Annotated in this window: 21 protein-coding genes; 6 read left to right on the forward strand and 15 right to left on the reverse strand. The window is 38.2% G+C overall.

The window, feature by feature from the left end:
* Position 1 precedes the first annotated feature (1 nt).
* The 11 genes from GO620_RS01545 to GO620_RS01595 all read right to left on the reverse strand — a co-directional run bounded on the left by GO620_RS01545 (position 2) and on the right by GO620_RS01595 (position 8,488).
* Entirely contained in the window at positions 2-529 is a 528-nt protein-coding gene (locus tag GO620_RS01545; RefSeq protein WP_157522917.1) for a hypothetical protein, read from the reverse strand.
* Positions 530-680: 151 nt separating this feature from the next.
* Positions 681-1,577, reverse strand: a complete 897-nt coding sequence (locus GO620_RS01550) for an RteC domain-containing protein (RefSeq protein ID WP_157522914.1) — start codon at positions 1,575-1,577, stop codon at positions 681-683.
* 133 nt (positions 1,578-1,710) lie between these two features.
* Positions 1,711-2,364, reverse strand: coding sequence for a nucleotidyl transferase AbiEii/AbiGii toxin family protein (locus GO620_RS01555; RefSeq protein ID WP_157522911.1), 654 nt, complete (start codon positions 2,362-2,364; stop codon positions 1,711-1,713).
* Positions 2,364-2,864, reverse strand: coding sequence for a helix-turn-helix transcriptional regulator (locus tag GO620_RS01560; protein ID WP_157522908.1), 501 nt, complete (start codon positions 2,862-2,864; stop codon positions 2,364-2,366). Before GO620_RS01560 ends, GO620_RS01555 begins: the two co-directional genes overlap by 1 nt.
* 103 nt (positions 2,865-2,967) lie before the next feature.
* Positions 2,968-4,908 (reverse strand): conjugal transfer protein MobC, encoded by a 1,941-nt coding sequence (mobC, locus tag GO620_RS01565; RefSeq protein WP_157522905.1) that lies wholly within the window; start codon positions 4,906-4,908, stop codon positions 2,968-2,970.
* Positions 4,909-4,920: 12 nt separating this feature from the next.
* Positions 4,921-6,177 (reverse strand): relaxase/mobilization nuclease domain-containing protein, encoded by a 1,257-nt coding sequence (locus GO620_RS01570; RefSeq protein ID WP_157522902.1) that lies wholly within the window; start codon positions 6,175-6,177, stop codon positions 4,921-4,923.
* Positions 6,144-6,554, reverse strand: coding sequence for a plasmid mobilization protein (locus GO620_RS01575; RefSeq protein WP_157522899.1), 411 nt, complete (start codon positions 6,552-6,554; stop codon positions 6,144-6,146). The genes GO620_RS01570 and GO620_RS01575 overlap by 34 nt, the downstream gene beginning before the upstream one ends.
* A gap of 177 nt (positions 6,555-6,731) precedes the next feature.
* Positions 6,732-6,992 carry a hypothetical protein gene (locus GO620_RS01580; RefSeq protein WP_157522895.1) on the reverse strand — a complete coding sequence of 87 codons (261 nt, stop codon included), beginning with the start codon at positions 6,990-6,992 and terminating at the stop codon, positions 6,732-6,734.
* 69 nt (positions 6,993-7,061) lie between these two features.
* Positions 7,062-7,667: a ParA family protein gene (locus GO620_RS01585; RefSeq protein WP_157522892.1), complete on the reverse strand. Its 606-nt coding sequence runs from the start codon at positions 7,665-7,667 to the stop codon at positions 7,062-7,064.
* 204 nt (positions 7,668-7,871) lie between these two features.
* Positions 7,872-8,168 carry a hypothetical protein gene (locus tag GO620_RS01590; protein ID WP_200230517.1) on the reverse strand — a complete coding sequence of 99 codons (297 nt, stop codon included), beginning with the start codon at positions 8,166-8,168 and terminating at the stop codon, positions 7,872-7,874.
* A gap of 2 nt (positions 8,169-8,170) precedes the next feature.
* Positions 8,171-8,488 carry a helix-turn-helix domain-containing protein gene (locus tag GO620_RS01595; RefSeq protein ID WP_157522889.1) on the reverse strand — a complete coding sequence of 106 codons (318 nt, stop codon included), beginning with the start codon at positions 8,486-8,488 and terminating at the stop codon, positions 8,171-8,173.
* 526 nt (positions 8,489-9,014) lie between these two features.
* Here GO620_RS01595 and GO620_RS01600 point away from each other — a divergent pair.
* The 4 genes from GO620_RS01600 to GO620_RS01615 all read left to right on the forward strand — a co-directional run bounded on the left by GO620_RS01600 (position 9,015) and on the right by GO620_RS01615 (position 13,050).
* The gene (locus tag GO620_RS01600; protein ID WP_157522886.1) at positions 9,015-10,145 is read left to right on the forward strand and encodes a GAF domain-containing protein; all 1,131 of its coding nucleotides are present in this window, start codon (positions 9,015-9,017) and stop codon (positions 10,143-10,145) included.
* Positions 10,146-10,830: 685 nt separating this feature from the next.
* Positions 10,831-10,986 carry a lmo0937 family membrane protein gene (locus GO620_RS01605; protein WP_157522883.1) on the forward strand — a complete coding sequence of 52 codons (156 nt, stop codon included), beginning with the start codon at positions 10,831-10,833 and terminating at the stop codon, positions 10,984-10,986.
* A 78-nt stretch (positions 10,987-11,064) separates the two neighbouring features.
* Positions 11,065-11,298: a hypothetical protein gene (locus tag GO620_RS01610; RefSeq protein ID WP_157522880.1), complete on the forward strand. Its 234-nt coding sequence runs from the start codon at positions 11,065-11,067 to the stop codon at positions 11,296-11,298.
* A gap of 645 nt (positions 11,299-11,943) precedes the next feature.
* Complete coding sequence (locus tag GO620_RS01615) at positions 11,944-13,050, forward strand: AI-2E family transporter (RefSeq protein ID WP_157522877.1); 1,107 nt, start codon at positions 11,944-11,946, stop codon at positions 13,048-13,050.
* A gap of 203 nt (positions 13,051-13,253) precedes the next feature.
* Here the strand turns inward: GO620_RS01615 and GO620_RS01620 are convergent, their stop codons facing one another.
* Together GO620_RS01620 and GO620_RS01625 are read right to left on the reverse strand one after the other, a co-directional pair.
* On the reverse strand, positions 13,254-14,096 hold the full coding sequence (locus GO620_RS01620; protein ID WP_317198311.1) for a helix-turn-helix domain-containing protein: 843 nt from the start codon (positions 14,094-14,096) through the stop codon (positions 13,254-13,256).
* Between the two features lie 62 nt (positions 14,097-14,158).
* Positions 14,159-15,139, reverse strand: coding sequence for an NADP-dependent oxidoreductase (locus GO620_RS01625; RefSeq protein WP_157522871.1), 981 nt, complete (start codon positions 15,137-15,139; stop codon positions 14,159-14,161).
* A 291-nt stretch (positions 15,140-15,430) separates the two neighbouring features.
* Here GO620_RS01625 and GO620_RS01630 point away from each other — a divergent pair, with 291 nt between their 5' ends.
* Together GO620_RS01630 and GO620_RS01635 are read left to right on the forward strand one after the other, a co-directional pair.
* Positions 15,431-15,631, forward strand: a complete 201-nt coding sequence (locus GO620_RS01630; RefSeq protein WP_157522868.1) for a hypothetical protein — start codon at positions 15,431-15,433, stop codon at positions 15,629-15,631.
* A gap of 345 nt (positions 15,632-15,976) precedes the next feature.
* Positions 15,977-16,474 carry a hypothetical protein gene (locus GO620_RS01635; RefSeq protein WP_157522865.1) on the forward strand — a complete coding sequence of 166 codons (498 nt, stop codon included), beginning with the start codon at positions 15,977-15,979 and terminating at the stop codon, positions 16,472-16,474.
* Positions 16,475-16,500: 26 nt separating this feature from the next.
* On the opposite strand, the gene GO620_RS01640 is transcribed toward GO620_RS01635, so the two are convergent.
* A complete protein-coding gene (locus GO620_RS01640) occupies positions 16,501-17,607 on the reverse strand; it encodes a sensor histidine kinase (protein WP_157522862.1) in 1,107 nt (368 codons plus the stop codon).
* Between the two features lie 851 nt (positions 17,608-18,458).
* Positions 18,459-18,806: a DNA-binding transcriptional response regulator gene (locus GO620_RS01645; protein WP_157522859.1), complete on the reverse strand. Its 348-nt coding sequence runs from the start codon at positions 18,804-18,806 to the stop codon at positions 18,459-18,461.
* Between the last annotated feature and the right edge of the window lie 61 nt (positions 18,807-18,867).

The following is an 18,867-nucleotide window of genomic DNA, read 5'->3' on the forward strand; positions in this document are numbered from 1 at the left end:
TCTATTGAACCTCGCTAAGAGCAATGGTGAATCGAAGCTTTTCATTTGCATGTTCTACTGTCCACCCCAAAATCGTAGATAAGTCAGTGACTGAATCATACCTTCTAAATGAACTAACCAGTACGTTGATGAGGGACAAGAAGCCCTCCTTATCATCACTGTTTTTGTAAACCTCGATTAAGTTTTCTATATCAGCTTCCAGTTTGTTAGCAAAATTGACTGATACATCATTCTCAACTTCTTGAACTGCTGAAGAAATGACTTCGGGATTGTGATCGTCCCCCATTGTATCACCGTAGTATATATCTTTATCATCGGCGATACTAATCATCTCTGTTTCCCTTGCCTTGCCTATAATGTTAATTGAATTATCTACGGCAATTGGAAACTTTGAGGGTGATTTACCCTTACCTTTTAGAAAACCGGCAAGCTCTGACTGATAGTAGCGAAGGGCTATGTAGAAATAATAACCTCCGGTTAATGTTATTAACGCAGTCAGGAAGTGTTGCCATGATATTGAAGCTAACATAATTTTGCCTTAACCCTCACCGCGACATGCGGCGATTTGTTAGGCAAAAGTGGGTACGTTGTATTTAAGTTTATCCTAAGTTGAACCTAACTTAGGTATTTTTATTTTTCTAAACAACTGTAAGTTACTGAATATCAAAGAGAAATAATTATCAGAAATTAAAGTTTTGTTGCGCACCTTCAGCTTCAAATTTATCATCAATCCTTTTTACCAAGGCAGATTTTAATTTTTCCAAAAAAATTGCGCGTTCTTTCTTCCTTGCAGTTAAATCCAGATACTTACCGTAATATGAACCTAAATCTATTTGAAAAACATCTTGAAGGCGGGCAACTACTGTCTTTATATCTGCAGTGCCGTTGTTGAATGCTCCTTGAGCCACTAAGGCATATATTAGTTCGACGAGGTCCGTTTTACCTGCCGTCCAGATTAATGGTATTTCAGGAATTTCTTCAACGGCTGACTTTTCGTGATAAACAAGTTTTTGCATTTCCTGATTCAGATAATCCTGATATTTTTCATTGGCTATAATTTTGGAAAGTTTGAAGTCATGGCTGGTAGAATACTTTTCATCCTCTTCAAAGTCTTCCAGGTCTACCTGAACAGCAAATCCGCCACGCGTAAAGTAGATCTCATCCATTTGAGAAGCTCCGGAACGATAGTATTGGTAAAAAGTTTGATTGTGGTCAAAAAATCGCTTTATATCGGCCAATTCAGAACTGACATAGTCTTTTAAAATATCCTCACCGCCAGGCGGCATTTGCATAATGAATTTATACACACTAACAAAGTAGATGTATTTGCTGTAGAATTGAGGTTTTACAACTTTGAAAAAATAGATCTCGTCCTCATTATTTTTAAATGAATAAGTGGAAATGTAATTTTTGAGCTTCGCCATAGCTTTTTTACAAATAAGGATCGACATCCTGTATTGATCAGCAATTGGTTCTCCATTTAGGGAAAGTTCATTAAGCTGGTTTTCTAAAGCGCTGAAGAAGCGTTCAGTATATGTTCTCATGGGGTCGTTGATAGTAATACCTTTTACGACCATTGTTAATTTAATGTTATCGATGAAAACACCCTAAAAATACCGTGTTTTAACGGTGTGTTCATCCGTTAAAATTTATAGTCAATTTCTAAGGTGTATTTAAAATTTCCGACTTATAGAGAAACAGAAATTCTTTTTAACTATTCCGGCTTTTGATTGCCTCTACTAGATCCTCTTTAACAAATGCCCATTCTTTACCTAGTAGACAAATCGGTTCAAAGTCCTCGTCTGCTTCGTGGAAATTGATGAGATTTTTCAATATCAGGTCTCTTTCGTGGTTCCACTGAAAGCCTTTAGCATGAAAGCTTAGCATATCTTCGATTGAGTAAAAATTCAACAATTCATGCAAGTCCCAAAAATCCTTTTTTCTTCCAACCCTTCGAACTATATCAAGCTTCATCGCAGTAATTTGCTGTAAAGAGCCAAGCCTTATATCGTCGATAATGAGCGCATCGTCGAAAAAAGGATCACTTGCATAGAAAATGTCGACTTTTACAACATCATTATTACTATTACCAATCAAATAGGATTTGCCGAAAGCAGGGGGAGACCCAAAGTCACCCGATACAAAAGGAAAAGTCTCGTTTAGATAAGATTCAAGCTTTTCATAATTAAATGCCCCGTATGTCTCACCGCTTATGAAAAGATCAATATCAACTGACATCCGATGACCCAAATGCAGGCTCAATGCAGTACCACCCACCAGGCGATGGTCCTTCAGTAATTCTACATTCATTAGCTTAAGCAGAATCTCCTTCAGTAAAGGTGAAACGGTTTCCCAGTGCAGCATTAGGGATTTGGCTTGTAGGCAGTTCTATCAGAATTTAGTGTTTTCATTTTTCTGTCAATATCCTGAACAGCTTTTTTTCCATAAAACCTTTGAATTTCATTTTTTTCATCTTGGTTGCCTCTCTCAAGTACGCGCTTGATAACTCCCCCCTGATGTGCTTTCCAGTCTATTTTTTGGATATCGGTATCCCAGAAAAGAACCGGCCTGATTTTGGACATATCAGGGCGATTGAATGATACAATATCTTTCTTGACAAGTTTTGTTTCATAAATAGCTTGCAAGACACTCATTGTGCTTTCTTCAAGTCCAAGAGCATTGTCGATCTTAAATGCCGCCTCGGGTGTCAATTTTCGTTTGCCTTTAAGGAAAGCATTCAAGGTTTGTACCGGCATTTCAACCTGGCGGGCAAACGTGGCCTGCTTAACCTTGCGTAACTTTAATGTACGGTCCAGAATAGCTGCAGGCGCAATACCCCAATACTTTTCTATCCAGTTATCCATATTCAAATATAAACAATTTTGTTTATAAAATAATTGGAGTTTCTATATCAACTCATTGGATTGCTAAGGGACACGAATTACAAAGCGCTCTTATACCATGCAATTAAGGGGTTGGACTCGCTTCTGATTTTTGAACAATAGTTAAAATGTCGTTCTTGATTGAAAGGTAATTAGCTTCAAACACCTCATTATCAATCTGCCGAACAGAAGGAATTGATTTAAATTCAGCTTCGTCATCAGCAATCCCGCGATGATCATTTTGAATCTCACAATTAAAAGCTTTAAAGTTTATTTTGTTTTGAGGGTCGTCCGCCACCATTCCCACAAACTGGCCTGATGACAACCCGGCTATTTTGGAAGCAGGTACAGCAAAATTCAATTGAGTTGATTTATTCAAAGAGGTGTCAGAACTATTGATTGTTATGCTTTCTTTCTCCTGATTAATTTTTCCGATGCGTTCAGATAGCTGTTTTGCCGAATCTCCATTTGATTGTCCAAAAATAATATTACCTGTAATATTGAAAATGACTTCAGCTTGTTCCAAGCCATAATCTTTCTTAAGCTGACTGTAATCCTGAACCGCTAAGGAAACAGCAACTTTATTAGACCTCGCGGTAGCAATTAGGTTATCAATCCCATTGAAATAGATGGTTGGAAATTCGTCAAAAACCATACTGCATTTCTGCTGATTTTTCCGGTTAACCAGCTTATTTATCCGGTTAATATACAGGGATAAGACCGCACCGTATATTTGAGATTTCAGCGGATTGTTTGCCAGGCAAACTATTTTAGGATCATCGGGATTATTAATATCAAGTGAGAAATCATTTCCGCTTAATACGTAATAGAGCTGCGGTGACGACAAACGTGCCAAGCTGATTTTCGCGCTTCCTATTTGACCTTCCAATTGATCGTATGCCTCATTTCTCCAGGCTGATATAAAAGGATTGATAAGGACTTCCACCTCAGGTTCCTCAAGCAATAAATGGAATAGGATGTTGTAATCAAGCTGCGCAAATTCAATCACGTGTGGTAGTGTGCAAAACCGACCATCTTCATATTTTTTTAAAAACCACATTATCGCTGAAATGAAATTGATTGGTGACTCCACGAAGAAATCTCCCTGTTTTTTAATCCATTCCCGGTTGAGGCCTAGCATAATAGTTCGGGTTGCCTCAATCGCATCTGTGATTTCGGACATGGTTTGAGGTTCTAAAGGATTTGACCTATGCATAACCCGTTCGAAGTTTATTACATAAAAAGTAGGTTGAACTTTATATAAATGCTTGTGTTTCGAAAGCGCATTATAGGCTATGCGAGACAGATCATCGTATTTAAAATCGTAAATCAGCATTGAAAATCCCTTTTTAATATGCTGCGAAATAATATGTCGGATTACAAAATAAGATTTACCAGATCCCGGGCTACCGCCAATTAAAGTTCCTCTGAATGGATTTATAATATTTATCCAGCTTTTGCGGCTTTTCCCTTTTAGATTGTAAACTGCAGGAAGGTTAACAGAATACTCATTTTCTAATAGCCGTTCTTCCTGGGGGAAAGATTCATTCTCCTCATTGAATATATCCTTGTTTAAATTAATTTTAATCATTCTGAAAAGAAGACTCACTCCTGAAAGAATCAGCATATACCCTGCTGATGTAACGCCAATGTATAATAATGCTATGGTGGTGGAAGAATAGTGAGTGGCAAGAAATAGCGTGCTAACAAAGTACATGATCAGCCCGGCCATACTATTAATCGAAATTCTGCTTGCCTTAATGGATTCATCTTTTTTACCCTTACTGCCAAGTAACGAAGCCAATAACAGAATGATTGCGGCAAGTTTTGCGTGAAGCACTTTTGCAAATATTGCCATCCTCGAAATGGGTAATAAAATATGATTTACTATAGGCCTTCTTAAACCTAAAACCTGGAATGCTGAATAGCAGCTTAAATAAAAATGCACTATTAAAACTGCAATACTTAAAAGCCTTGTAAAGTCAATTATCTTTCTCAGGGCTTGTTCATTTTCACCTGTTTGCATGACGATTACGTATTAAAGTGAATGTCCTTTTCTTTTTTTCTTTCGTTTATTTTGCTGCAGCCTTGCTATAGCGGCCATGTCTTGCTGTTCATCTTTAAATAGTATGTTTAACAGCGAATTTCTATCGCCTGAAGGTGTAAATGAACCTGAAATATTGTCAGGGAATTTCAACACCTGTTTGACATTTTTTTCCTTTTTTGGAACAATTTGATGTTGCTGAATTTCCTTGTTTTTGAACCAGTTTGTTAGTGTGGCTGCACTATAATTTTTGCCTAAATCACTTCCGTTGAATACCGACTTCGATCCATGATCTACGAACGTTATCCCATACAAACGCCCTTCTTCATTTTGCCGGAAAATGACTTGAATACCTTCTTCTTTTAACATTTTTTGAAAGGCGGTTTTTGAAACTCTCACATTTAAAGCCTTTTCAATTTTCCACTTTACCTGTTCTTTCAGAGGTTTACGCAACACTTCGTTTAATCGAAAACGATCTTCTAATGCCTTCAAAGTTGGCTTGCCATAGATGCTGCTGGCCTTGATTGGCACACCCATTTTGTTTCCTTTTTCATCAAGCGCCCAATAAACCAAGCCATTTTTTTCATACATTCTTGAATCTTTAGAACCCCTATCAGCCGTAATATTGTATTGATTAAGTATTGCATTGAGTTCGGGAATGCTGGTAAATTTGTAACCTTTTACAATTTCATTCACCACGTTGGTGATTGACCTTTTAAGTTCTGACTTACCATATTCAACTTGTATTAAGGGATTAGATAATGCGTTTTGTTGCTTACCCTGATCTTCTGCCTTAACCAAGTTGTAATTTATTTCAACTTGTTTTCTGGCACATTCGGAGGCTCTGTTCGCGAGGAAATGAAAACTGATACGTTTACCGTCGGGTTTGATATTAGTAGTGACAATATGCAGGTGAGGGTGTCCGGCATCGCGATGCTGGTAAACTAAATAAGGCTGTTTACCAAATCCTAAACCATCCATATAATCATCGGCAATTTGCTGCAGTAAATCTTTCTCCAAATTTTCGCTCACCGCAAAATTTAACGAAACGTGCATTGCGTTGACGAGTGTCCGCTCGTTCCGATTTGTTAGGTCAGTTAATCTTTGCAGCTTTTCCGTGAACGTTAAGTTAGCTGGGTCTTTAAGGTAACCTTGTGCAGAAATCAACTCTGCTTTACCCTGTCTTACTTTATGTTCATTATAATTTATTGCACCACTTACGCTTCTCCCGGTTTTAATTTTTGCGACCATAGTTTAGAAAAAGTTAGCATACATTCTTTGATCTGGACTATAGCCGGATCGACCTTACTACCAATAATGGTAAGCAGATTTAACCATAAACGGTTATCCACATTTCCGTGCGCACTATTAATTTGACGAACAGCCTGGTTAAGATTATTGCCGATAGCATTTAACTCTTTTCTGAGCAATGCCAATTCCTCCAGCATTTCATCCATTGTCTTATCACGGTAATTTACCGTGATTGGTTTTTCAAGCAAAACGCTCCTGATATACTCGCTCATTTTTAAAAATCTTGTTTTTTTAAAACGTGTATCAAGTACTTTAAATTCGTTTGGCTTAAAGCGCGTAGTTACTTTGCGCTCCCTGTTTTCCTCTTCATTTTCCATATTTGTAGTCTTTAAAAATCCGACCCTGGAGGATTTTTACCCTGCTCCCCGACTGACTTCGAAAGGTAGGGGCAAGATCCGTTTGTCCGACAAACGTTTATCTTGCTGACTGCTGGTAAGAGGCAATCTCGTCCTTTAAGACTTCCTAAATCTGCCAGCAGTACGTCAAGTTTTGCATCATGTTGACTTCTTCAATTTGGCATCCAAAAATGTACTTAAAGCATCTATGCTGATGTCCTTTAAAGATGTATCATATTCTACCCCGTAGGATTTCATACGCTTTAAAAGCGGCTTTGGAATCCAGACATTTAGCTGCACCTCTTCCTCTTTAACTGCGGCAGTTTGCTTTATTGGGTGAACTTCCTGAATGGGCGTTTTTGGTGTGTCTTTTTTAAGTTTGTCCGCTAATACACCCAATTTCTCTTTATAATCTGTCATTGTAAATCTTATGTTGTTACCTCGTTACAAGGGAGATTTTTACGATTACATAAATATGTATTTATGTAATTATGCACTGATACGATTAACGATTTCCTCTGCCAGGGATGTGATTTCGGATATGGCTTTGTGATCGCTGCCGCGCAACACCCCGGCGGTAATGGAAGACCTTGCGATACTTACCCGGTCGTGGATCATCGTTTCCAAAACAGGGGTTTCCATGCTTTTCAAAAGGCAGCCTACTTCTTTGGTTATACCGGATCGAGGCTTAATCATATTCATAACAATACCAGCTTGTATCTCTGGCCTTCTAAGCTGCGCTTCTTTTACTAATGCTATAGTGGATTGGATAGCCATGACATCAAAAAAGCCTGCTTTAGTAGGCATAAGGATAAAATCCGAGAGACTGAATAGTTCCGGCAGTTTGTTTGACAAATAGGGTGGTGTGTCAACTATTATCAGGTCGCGATCTAACTTTCCGATTTCCTGCAATCGATCGTTAGTTATAACTGTCAGTCCAGGCAGTTCCTTTTCAATCTGGAATAGGCTACCCTGTAAATCCGTATCAACTAAGACGACGTTTAGCTGATCCTGAAAACACACCGCTAAGTTCATAGCTAATGTGCTTTTTCCCACGCCCCCTTTTTGGTGAGCCACCGTGATGATCTTTCCCATTTTATGTAATACTAAATTGTTGTAAATACATAATGCTGTAATTGCATAATGCTGTAAATATTTAAATACATAATCCTTTATTGAAAGAGGTCTATAATTCTAGAATAGTGTAATGCTTCAATTCAACAATTACATAATTCTAGATTTACATAAGTATGTGCGTCAATAAGTTTGACACACATTTTGCCAATGCCTTTACGATCTTTAAACTAATGACCTTGATGGCCGGTTATTGTAGATCCATTCATTGGCAACTACCTTCCAGTCCTTAATTTTATAGCCACGTTTTGTGTGCCAGTTAGTACGTTGATAACAGCTTAAGAACCTGTCGATTTCCAATATTGAACTTCCCTTTTCCAGAAAATACATAGTCACATGTTCAAGTAAAGGAGGTATTGAGTAACCAAATCCGCTAATTAGTTTCTCAGACAAACTGGCAGAGTTTCCTATCCTTGGAATTTTTATACAAGAAGAAATTCTTTTAGCTTCTCTCTTAACCATAATCATGGTTTGATAATGGTTTCAGTTTCCATCAACGTTTCAATTTTGTCCGCGTCGTAATAAGTTACCTGGCCTAACTTTGTATAGGGAATTTTGCCGTTATCACGCAGATATTGCAGTTTGCCGGAGGAAATATTTAAAAGTTTCCTAACTTCAATGGCCTTAATCCATTTTTTACCTTTTCGGCTAAGCTGGTCGGTTATCAGCAATTTGATATCACCTAATAGTTGATTTTTAAAATCGAGCAAGTCACCTACAGTTATTAACTGATCTCTAAAAATTTTTCCTTGCTCTGGGAATCTTTGCAGGGCTTTTTCCATAATCAAAATTGTTAATGGAGCAAAGTTGGTTGAACCCAAAATATATTTATCCTATGTTGCACCTAACTTAGGTGTTTTTTTTATGAAAAAGTTAGTATATCCTCACCGTAAATAGTATAGTAAACTTTTGAAAAACGTCTCAATCATATAATTTGGGACGTTTTGTTTTAAAGGCAATACATCTCAAAACAATTCATCTCAATCGTGAGCTTCCCGATGCGGGATGCAAAGAGCTGGCCTCTAAACGGCACGTTCATCCTCGATATACCGCGCGGCCAACAACTCGATCGGCCCCTATCGATACAAACGTTCATAAACTATCTATGAAAATTTGGCAACTCTTCTCCATGCAATACCAAGATTTAATTATGATCTTATAATTCTGATTTCGTCATTCAATTTAGCACCCGTTGCTAAGATATTGTATTGACATTCAGTGCTTATCGAAACTTTATAGCAAGATTTCAGGTTTATCCTAAAGGTTGTCACAATAGTGTAGGTTACGTAGCATTTAATAAGTAGGCGTATGAGACGGGATAATTACTTCAAGAAACGATTTGGTGGCGAGACGGATTATCGGGATTACTTGAATTGTATAGACAAAATTACTAAATCTGAGTTGAATGGTCTTTTATGTGTTATCGGCAAAATTTGCGATACTCCTGTTTCACTTATAACACTATTAAGTGACCGGAAGCAATGGTTTCTTTGTGCAAACGGGACCGATATGTCGGGAAATGATGCAGACGCGTCTTTTTGCCAATATCTCAAGCCGGAAGATGAGCTACTTGAAGTCCAGGATGCGACTCTCGACGGTAGATTTAATAATCTGGATGTGGTTACCGGAGAATTTCATATCAGGTTTTATGCAGGCATTCCCCTGGTGAATAACCGGGGCAAAGTTATTGGGTCAGTCTGCTTATTCGACACCAGGATTAAAACCTTATCTGATTATCAGAAAACGACCTTTGTTACTTTAAGCAAGCAAATTTTCAAGATCCTGGAATATAAAAGGGTTGAAGAATATAATAAAGTTGTAACAGCTGAATTGCAACTTCAAAAAGAAAAGACAGAGTCCGTACTTCAAAAGTTAAGAGCTTACTTCGATAGCTCTCCCTCCATGCATATATTGTTGGACCTTGAAATGAATGTGCTGGATTTCAATAAAGAATCTGTCGCTATTATTCAAAAATATCTGGGAAAGCAGATCCTTTATGAAAAAAACATTATCAATTACATTACGCCTGGATATGTCAGGCATTTCAAAAAATTATTCGATGCTGCTCTCAGAGGTAAAAGAATAGTTCGCGAGGTGCTAATTGATTATGTCGATATAGCAACATGGTGGCGGATAACGCTACGTCCGGTACTGAATGATGATAAGCGGGTTGTTGCCGTTTCTTATTCGGCCATGAATATACATGAAACTAAACAGCATGTTGAGGAAATATCGAGACAAAACAATAAACTCCAGGAAATTGCAATTATCCAGTCACACGGATATCGCAAACCTGTTGCGTCTATTTTAGGCTTGATCGATATTATCAGAAGAGACGGCAATTCAGTAGACGAGGAAATATTAGGTATGCTTGAAAAAGCAGCAATTGATTTGGATGAGCAGATCAGAAAAGTTGTAAAATTTACGGAACATAACTGATCAATTGCCTAAACTGAAGTTGTGGCAATATTAATTACACCTTATTATTTTACTCAAGTAACTACTCCCTTTGTGGATAACCGCAAACAGTCGCATCCTTCGTAGAGGTTGCGTTTTCGAATGATTGCAAGTTATTTACTAGTGTTTTGCAACCATTTATTTCTTTTCACCTGTTTTTTCCAGATTAGCTTTTATGCGCGCGGCTACCAGCGCTATTTCGCATTTCGCCTAAGCAAGTTGCTTTATAACTTCCTCTCTAGACCGTAGGGTTTTTAACCGGTTCCATAATTTGAAAGCTTAATAATTTATGTTGCTAAACGCTCAATACAAGGTAGGTATTTCTTTTTAAATGAATGATAATTAATAAGTTATATACCGTACATATAACGATGCCGAAAATGGTATTATTTTTTTAACAGGCGACACAGTGATTTTTCAAAGGCATAAATTTTAGTTAAAATTAGGCTTGTTGAGAAAAGTTTTTCATTAAGCGAGATGCCAATTTCCATTTTCAAATTGTTTAACGATTATCCATAAGTCGAGGCGCCACTCTTATTTTACGATTAGTGTATCCGGCGGAGTGCGAATAAGTACAAAAATAGCTCAGGTACAATGGTATTTGACGCCGCTGATAAAACTTTTAAGTGTCTCATATGTACAACAATATCACTTAAAACAATTAAACATGAGATCAATTCTTTACATCATTGCCGTTGTCCTTATTATCGGCTGGATACTTGGCGCATTCGTATATTCGGTTGGTGGATTAATCCACATTCTGATCGTTCTCGCGGTAATTGCGATAATATGGAGTTTTCTGGTTGGCGACAGGACTGTTTAATTAAAAGTTTCAAATTAAGGGTAAAACGCCGGATGCAATCCCATAGTTGCGTCCGGTTATTTCTATTAATGTTGGTATATGGCAAAGACACAATCACTATCTGAAAAAAGCCGTATGTGGTTAGACAATGTCAGTAATGGAAAATTGACTATGAGCCAGAGAAGTGTCAGGTTGTTAGAGAAAAATGATGGTAGTTTAATGCCAATAATAAAAGCCGCATTAGAACGTGATTTGCACCTGATACAATTAAAAGACGATTATGGGAACGATCTCGTGTTGGCGAGCAAAAGTCTTTTTAAAACATTGTGCTAAATGTAGACTGTATTTGTTGTATAAGGGCACATTTTGGAAAGAAACATTGTCCTACAATTTTCATACTTTGTTGCAAGTGCTTTCTAAAAGATTGATTGAACTAAAAAGTCCCGGGATCCCGAGACTTTTTAACTAATTAGAACAACGGTTCAGACCCCCCGATCTACAACCAATAGTTCTCAAGTGCAAGAATAATTATATTATTCCTAATAGCTCTAAAATCTTTTGTTCATTCCGTTCATTTATATAACAAGCCCCGGCTTTTGCCAGGGCTTTAGTAGATGGGGGTCTGATAAATGTATACTTAAGTGAAAGTACGAATTGTTTAAGTGCATTTATACCGTTAAAACACCAAATCTTTTTATTTAACCTTAATGTCCTTTGGTATTTAACATGGCCGTCTCTAACCAAGAGTTTATCTAAAATTGCCATAGAAAATGGCCTATGCCGTTATGTTATAATTCTCTTAATCAATATCTGTTAAGTGGAGTACCTCATTAATGGCTAACAGTTTGCTACTGTACGCTCGGTCGCTCCATTATCATTTTTTAGGCCGAAGAAGTTATTAAAGAAAAGTTGTCGTAAGCGAATTTAATCTCGCTGTTTTTGATCACCTTCGATTTAGATTAAATCCCTAAAGCAAAGATGAAAGAAATCTTTAAAGATCGTCCGTTTTATTTCCGAAGTACAATTACCTTACTAGGAATTATTTTATTCATATATGTCTTGTCTGTTCTGACAGATATTCTTTTACCCATCGCTTTTGCATCTTTTCTAGCGGTATTGTTAAACCCATTTTGCAATTGGCTTCAAAAGCATAAGGTTCCAAGAACCCTTTCCATAACCTTAGGATTATTACTTGTTGCGCTTGTGGTTGCAGGTCTGCTTTACTTCCTATCCACGCAGATAATGCAATTTGGAGATACTTTACCAGTTATGAAGGAAAAACTTTTGGCTATTGTTGAGCAAATGAAGGAATGGGCAACCTTAAAATTTGGTATTGCAGAGTCGAAAGAAAATCAGATGATAAAAGATGGACTGAACAAAAGTCAAGCCATGCTTGGTAAAACTTTGCATGGGGTCCTAAGTCTTTTCGCTATTGTGGTACTCATTCCAGTTTACATATTTTTTATGCTACTTTATAAAACCCTTTTGTTAAATTTTCTATATGAGGTTTTTGCTGAAGAAAATTCTAAACAAGTGTCCGAAGTACTAGTAGAAACAAAGAACGCGATTCAAAGCTATATCGTAGGCCTGATGCTGGAAACATTGATCGTCGCCGTATTGAATACAGGTGCTCTGCTAATTCTGGGTGTGAAATATGCAATTCTTTTGGGGTGCATCGGTGCCCTGTTAAATCTCATTCCCTATTTAGGAGGTATTATTGCTATTGCGCTGCCGGTTTTGATTTCATTAGTCACCAAAGACGGTTTCGGAACCCCTCTTGCTGTAATTATTGCTTACATGGTTATCCAATTTATCGACAACCATGTATTCGTACCCAAAATTGTATCTTCAAAAGTCCAGATCAATGCGTTGATGTCGATAGTGGTCGTATTATTAGGTAATCAATTGTGGGGTGTACCAGGAATGTTTTTATCTATACCCTTTGTTGCAATTCTCAAAATAGTTTTTGATCGTGTAGAAGGTCTCAAGCCTTGGGGTAAACTTTTAGGTGACAATATCCCAACACGTCATATGGGGGAGATATGGCGCAACAGGTTACGACGAAAGGTTGTTTTGGATAAGTAAGCTTTTTATACAATTATACCATTGAACTAATTTCAACTCAACAAATTGAGTACTATAATGAACCTTGATATCCCGGCTGCTCAATTGAGAACATAGTAACAATGACGTAGCGAGTTTAAAGCTATCAGCCTCATTATACAGGCTAATACACCGAACGACTAAGAGCTGGGAGACTTGCTTCGAAAGTCAAAAAGAACACTTGCTCAATTGAACGTTGCCCTAAACTCTAATGGGGATTGCTGTGTCTTAATTTTGAAAAGTTTGCTGAAAGATTGTAAATGCTCAAAGCCTAATTCATAAGCAATTTCGCTGACCGATAATTGGGTAGTTGAAAGTTTCTCCTTCGCTTTGTATATGAGTTTTTCATGAATGTGTTGTTGCGCGCTTTGACCGGTAAGTACTTTAAGCATACTACTCAGGTATTTTGGTGAAATATTTAACGATCCCGCCAAGTGAGATACCGTTGGTAAGCCCTTAGAAACAAGGTCTTTACTGTCAAAATAAGCTGTCAGTAATTCTTCCATGCGCTCCAGGATCTGATGATTGGCTTTCTCCCGTGTAATGAACTGACGATTATAAAACCTATCGGCATAATTAAGGAGGGCTTCGAGGTGTGAAATGACGATGTTTTTAGTGAACTTATCTAAATTGACGCTAGTTTCTTCCTCAACATTTTGAACGATAGCTAGAATCGTGGCTTTTTCTCTTTCGGAAAGGAACAACGCTTCGTGTAATGAGTAATCCCAGAAATCGTAACGTTTAATGTTCCTGGCTAAAGGGGTGTTCCACAAAAAATCGGAATGAATATAAATTACCCATCCCGATTGTGATATTGGTTTATGCTTATCCTTAACACTGATTGCGGTAACTTGGTTTGGCGCTATAAATGACATTACACCTTCGTTGAAATCAAAGGGATGCTGTCCGTATTGAACGTGGAGATTGCTGGAACGCTTTAACGCAATGCTATAAAAATCGAATACCAGGCTCTCAGGTTCATCGGGATGTAAGTGTTTAACGTCAGAAACATCTATTACGCCTATCAAAGGGTGTTGCGGTAACGGCAGGTTTCGAAACTTGCAGAATTCGCTTATGGACTTGAAATGCTTCATGCATAGTTCTCTTTTCTTATCTCCAATACAATTTTACCACGCACGTGTTTGGTTTCGCATTCGCGGTGCGCATCCGCAACACGACTTAACGGATAAACTCTACTCACAACAGCTTTAACTTTTCCTTCGTTGACGAGTTGAGTAGTGCCCGTCAATGATGAGGTATAGGTAGTCACGCTGCCGCCACCGACCATTACCGGAGTTGCATGCCTTTGTATCATGGCCTTGATAAAGTCCTTTTCGAACGGCTGGTCAAGATGTGTACAGATGAATAATCCACCGTCTTTAAGAACTTGGGCCGAATTTAAACGTATGGAGCTATCACGCACAGGCGAAGCGTTAAATACCAGATCGATGTCCGTTAATAATTCTTCGAATTGCTGTGTATTGTAATTTATCACCTCATCAGCTCCAAGTTCTTTCAGGAAATCGAAATTATGTGCCGAAGCTGTGCCTATTACGTATGCCCCTTTTGCTTTGGCAAATTGAACAGCGAGATTTCCCACGCCGCCAGCCGCACCGTGAATAAGCACCCGCTGGCCAACCTGTACTTTGCCTAAGTCGACCATCCCGTTCCATGCTATGAGTGCGCATGATGGTAATGCACCAGCCTCATTAAATGTAACGTTGTCCGGCATTACAGAAAATTGATTTGCTTTTGCTGTAATGTATTCGGCATATCCGCCATCACCCGGGAAGTTAGGCACACCGTAAACCTTGTCCCCTTTCTTTAGATCGATCACTTCGCATCCAACTTCTTCTACCACACCTGCAGCGTCCAGTCCAATGCCTAACGGTAATTTTAAGAAAGAACGTAATACTTCGTTTCCACCCTGACGAATTATATAATCGGCGGGGTTTACGCTTGAGGCATACATTTTGACCAGAATTTCGTCAGCTAACGGAACGGGTTTTTCAACTTCCATTAACTTCATGACCTCCGGTCCGCCAAATTCATTAATTCTAATTGCTTTCATAGTTTGTTGTTTTAATATCAAAGTTGAAATAAATGAATAGGACATGTTTAGCCATCTTTCGCTTTTTATTAGCCAAAAGGCAAACAGAATTGATTCAGTTTAGGATGAAAAGGTGTCAGTAATTGTTATTTGGACCCGGATGTATTGTTTCATCATTAATTAATGATGCAATTTCTTACTAAAACTACAATTGGTTGTAAGTTGTAATTTCATTGGTTGCTTGATAACATTTACAAGTCGATTACCTAACAAATGCGGATACCGAATTGTATCATCATAAATACGCGACACATGAAAAATCTATTTGAAAGAAACGAGAATAAATTATCCATCACAGCCGTCGTTGTCGGTTCGCTGGCTGCTGGCGCTTTAGCGTATCTGTTATTTAGTGAGACAGGCAAATACGTACGGGAACAACTAACGCAACGTTTTCGTTGTAATGATTACATTGACCCGGCGGAAAAATCAGAAGAGGTTGTTGCAGACGAATAGCCTCATTACCTATAAAATGGGTCGAAAACGCCACAAACAAATCGTGGCGAATTAAAGAGACACGAAATTATTCACCTTACAAATCCGGGCGGCGAGGATGCGAATCAAAATGTTTAAGCGTCACGACATCCGCATAGTTAGTCACATTCGTTGAAACGCGCTCGGCTCTTAAATACCTTTCATAAGTTTGCATTCTTGATTTAAGCAGTTGCGCATGTATTCAAGCGTTCCGCAAGTGCTTATTAATTACTTTCTGTTGGACAGTTTAAGTACGAGGTAAGGTAACGGGATAGTGAATAAATATCTTGATATAATAAGATAAACCTTTAATACGTTAGCGTCAGTATGGTTGAATTAAACGAATTTGAATGCGAAATGTTAGACATATTTCTGGAGGCATTTGGTATCTCTGACAGTTTAACCAGAAACCAACTATTAGTTCTTTTTGGACATGATGAAGCAACAGCTTTTGCGTTAATGCAAATACTTTTAAGAGAAGGATTTATTGCACTGAACGGGGTACATGGCGCTTACGATCTTCCTGAGAGACTAATATTAAAACCAAAGGGAGAAAAATTTCTTCGGTCTGGCGGATTTGTCAGGCAGCGCCAATCGGAAATAAAGAAGCCTGTAGAGATTAACAGCACAGCTGTCAAACTTCAGCAGCAAAATATGAAACTTCAAAACGACAAACTGTCTCTGCAAACTGATATCCGAAATCTCCAATCTCGTATTGACTTTTCGATCAAGCTTAGATATTTCTACTTAATTATTGGTTTAGTGCTCATGGTAGTAGCTTATTATATTGGTCATAAAGTAGGAATGAGAATTGCTTCGTCATGAACGCTTTTGTTAATGCCGATTCAAGGCTAATCCAAATGAACCGGTCGGCAAGGCAAATGTAAAGTGAATTTACTGCCGCCAGATACCTTACTCTCATAGGTAATCGTTCCGTTTTGAGCCTCTGCGAACTCCCAGCAAAGTTTTAATCCTAAGCCAGAGCCTTTTTCCTGATGTGTTCCATGATTTGAAAACCCTTTCAAATTCTTTAGATCAGCAGGTAATTTGACATAAGAGCCAGTTCCTGTATCAGATATTTCTAAAGCGCACGTGTTACCAATTGTTTTGGCCTTAATTGAAATGTTTCCGCCTGGATTTGTAAATTTAATGGCGTTGTATAGTAAGTTTCGTACGATCAATCGGATCATATTATCATTTCCAATTACGGACATTTTAGCCGGGATATTCAGCGTAATTGCAATGTCTTTCTTTTGAGCTATTTTAGAAAGTAAATTATACTCAACCTGGGTCAAGCCAAGTAAATAATGTTCACGAAGCTCATCCGCGACACCACTCATCCTGTTGTGGGTCCAGTGCAGCAGGTTATCCAATAATTCCATCGTTGTTTTAGTGGAAGAAGCCAGATGCTCGTGAAAAACTTGTCGCTCCTCAATGGCCATATCTTCCGCCAGATCCAGGTATCCGTGTATATTGTTAAGCGGCGCTCTTAAATCATGTCCGATAACTGATAGAAGTTGACTTCGCTCTTCGTCGAGTACTTTTAAAACAGCGAGTTGTTGCTTTCCCAGATTGCGCTCCTTATTATAACTAGTTATTAGAAATCTTGCGGATGTTCCAAACATAACCATTGAAAGTAGATATGCGGACCACATGTCTATTGCTCTTTCCAATAATGAGCCTGTTTGAAATATAATTATTTCAGGAGTGATCAATTCTGTAACGATTAGAAAAGTCACAATTAAAACTCCTGCTATTGTATGAATTGGCAATTCACTTCTCGGGGTGATACTGACTACGGCGAAATATGTGAACATAAAATAGAGCAGTGAAGGGCCGCCTAACCCGCCGGAGTAATAATAATTGATTGCTAAAAGCAAATACGCCCCTCCAAAGGTGATGTTACGACCAAGATAAGTACGGCCTTTATACCTTGATTGATAATAGGCCAGCGTCATGAAAATAAATAGCAGGGCTGCAAAGCTTGCAGTCGCCCATAGTCCTAAAAGAATTTAATCGGGACGTTTAAAAGGACAGCGTCAGATGCAATAAAAGAATATGCGTGGAATGTTCTTGTTTGAAGATCAAATTCGGTGGCAGGGCCAATGATCTGTTCCCACACTGTCAATATTTTTGAGCGCAAATCAATGTTGTTAAGGGTTTTCTAATCTACATAATTATAATACGATGTTTCTCCCGAAGTTCTTAAGATTTGTGCGGTTTGGCCATTTTATAACAATTTCAATTTTTAGGTAAATAATCAGCGAAGCGAAAGAATAGCTGGTTCAGGGAACAGCATTCCAGTGAAGAAAATCTGATCTGGATTACAAGGTAGTGGATTTTAGAATTCAAAATTTACTGCCATTTGCAACTTAGTGGATTTTGAAATTCAAAATTTACGGACATTTACATCTTTGTCACTATATGACAACCCTCTTTTTCAATGGTTGCTTCGCAAATAAAAAGACCGGGACATAATCCACAAATTTTTAACTAATTCTTGCATCCGAAAAGTATTTGCGATCGTTGAATCAGTTAAGTAAATTGTATTTCCCTTACTAATTGATTTAACTATGCCCAACAACTTGTCGCCCTCTTTCCCAGAGAAACGTTCGATAGTAACGTTCTCGCGTTTTTCAAAAATCGTCCTGTCAATATTTGTATGCTTATTCATTTTTAGTCTTTCACCCGATCTTGCAAGCGGACTTGCTATTAACAGTGCACTGTTAGTTTTAACATCGGTCCTGTTGCTTTATGTTAAATATTTTCAGGTATCCGAAAGTGCCGGTCCGACTTTAAAACGGTAGCATCATGTTAACCGTTGCATCAGCCCCGGTATCTGGTCGATATCGAATGGTTTCGGCAGGTAGGCATCCGCTTGGGCTTCTATAAACAGTTCCCTAATGTCCGGTCTGGTAGAAAGGAGAACAGTTTTAATATGTTTGGTTAATTTATAGGACTTGAGCTGTTTAATGATATCTGTACCGGTAAAACCTGTCACATTTCTTTCATGAGCGAATACAACATCAGGGTTTACTGCAGCGATCTGACGGATGTCGGTTATTTCGTTTAGTATGGTAGTCGTGTGCCCGTCTTCCTTTAGAAGAAACTCGAGGATCGCAGCTATCTCTTCCGTTTCGATAATTAGTACATGCATATTAATCTTCAGGTTGATGTTGAGTAACAATGACAAAAGCTCGGTCCTCGCAACCTGGCTA

This window comes from Mucilaginibacter ginkgonis, from assembly GCF_009754905.2.
GTDB lineage: Bacteria > Bacteroidota > Bacteroidia > Sphingobacteriales > Sphingobacteriaceae > Mucilaginibacter > Mucilaginibacter ginkgonis.